Below are 1,462 nucleotides of genomic sequence, written 5' to 3'. Positions count from 1 at the left end.
GGGTTTGCGCGAATGCTCGAATCCGTTGTCTTGATCTGCGGCCATTGCCAAGGTCTGCTGCTTCATCTGCGGATAACGTTTGACCCCTCTCAATGGCGGACCTTAATCAGCGTTGCCTTAACACGGTGGGAGTGTCAAGCAAGAACCTTTGCCACCTTTGACCTCAATCAAGGGCCTGGACTGCAACAGGCATCCGATCCCTTCCCAAACGGCACTGCCCTGGATTTCGACGATCCAAGAGCCAGGGCAGCGACATCGGACTCAGGACTATTTGGTAGGAGCGGCAGGTGTCTTGCCACTGCGGGCCAAAAATGCATCCAGTTCAGCGATTTCCTTTTTCTGAGCGGCAACGATGTCCTTGGCCATCTTGAGCATTTTCGGGTCCTTGCCATCCCGCAACTGGGCCTGGGCCATGTCAATCGCACCCTGGTGGTGGACCCGCATCATCTGGGCAAAATCCACATCTGGGTTGCCCGACATTGGCGCGGATGCCATCTTGTCGTTGTTCTCTTTCATCATTGCCTTCATGTCCATCTTGCCGTGAGGCATCGATTGATCCATACCGGCGCCCTTCATGCCCGAGTGGGGAGCGGTCTGGGCATGCAGTGCCAGAGGCGACAACAAGCCACAAGCTATGACAGCGGCGGCGGACAGCGAGTGAGAAGCTGGGAATGTTTTCATAGATGCTCTCCAGGAGTTAAGCAACGGGATTAAGCCGCACGCGCCATGGCGTCGCACTCTTGGGCGCACTTGAGACAAGCCTGCGCACAGGCCTTGCAGTGGTCTGCCTCATGCCTGGCGCATTCATCGGCGCAGGCCTTGCAGATCTGAGCGCACAGCGCGCAAATCGCAGCTGCATGCTCGCTATTGCGCGCCATGGCGTCGGCCGCAAAGCTACACGCTGCTGCGCAGTCGACGTCCAGGGCAATGCAGCGTGCCATCATCTTCACGTCGTCTTCTTTCAAACAAGCTGCGAAGCACTGATGGCAGGCCGTGGCGCACGACTGGCAAGCCTCGATGCAAGACACATATTGGTTCGGGGTGTGGTTCATCAAAATCTCCTGATAAGTAGCTCGAAAGATGAGCGAGAACCTGCGCAGTTGCCTGCGAGGAGCGTCCATCTTTTGCAGTCTGGGGTAATCGGCGCTGTAGGCTGGCACCGCCAATTGACGCGGCTTTCGAGCTATTTGCCGTCGTTATGCGCCCTAGATTACGAGGAGATTTCAGGGCTGTAATTTACGCATCACATTCGCGCGAGGGTCGCCGCAACGGCCAGTTGCTATTCATATCTGTATGCCGGTCGTTTGCTCGTACAGTTGAGTTGCTGAGGCAACGACCGCGCAGCGCACTACGTTCATCGATGAAGAGCGTGATCAATGCAACATAAGCGTACGGCAAAATCATCTTGATGAAGATGTAGGGACATCGACAATCGTGCCAACAGCCACCGATTGCAAGTACG

3 protein-coding genes are annotated in these 1,462 nt (G+C 56.0%); all 3 read right to left on the bottom strand.

Translation table 11 applies throughout. The features are described from left to right. Positions 1–267: 267 nt before the first annotated feature. Positions 268–576 carry a DUF305 domain-containing protein gene (locus DBR23_RS10890; RefSeq protein ID WP_108498248.1) on the bottom strand — a complete coding sequence of 103 codons (309 nt, stop codon included), beginning with the start codon at positions 574–576 and terminating at the stop codon, positions 268–270. Between the two features lie 134 nt (positions 577–710). Then, positions 711–878 carry a four-helix bundle copper-binding protein gene (locus DBR23_RS32255; RefSeq protein WP_369882101.1) on the bottom strand — a complete coding sequence of 56 codons (168 nt, stop codon included), beginning with the start codon at positions 876–878 and terminating at the stop codon, positions 711–713. A gap of 358 nt (positions 879–1,236) precedes the next feature. After that, on the bottom strand, positions 1,237–1,462 hold a 226-nt coding region (locus DBR23_RS30505), incomplete at its 5' end, for a hypothetical protein (protein ID WP_233250393.1).

The organism is Acidovorax sp. HMWF018 (assembly GCF_003061035.1).
Classification (GTDB): domain Bacteria; phylum Pseudomonadota; class Gammaproteobacteria; order Burkholderiales; family Burkholderiaceae_C; genus Acidovorax; species Acidovorax delafieldii.
The sequence above is the reverse complement of the archived record's forward strand: the minus strand, read 5'-3'. Positions and strand labels throughout refer to the sequence as shown.

Excerpts from the sequence above, each read along its gene's own strand:
- DBR23_RS32255 (WP_369882101.1), bottom strand. The coding sequence starts at position 878 with ATGGCGCGCAATAGCGAGCATGCAGCTGCGATTTGCGCGCTGTGCGCT.
- DBR23_RS10890 (WP_108498248.1), bottom strand. The coding sequence starts at position 576 with ATGAAGGGCGCCGGTATGGATCAATCGATGCCTCACGGCAAGATGGAC.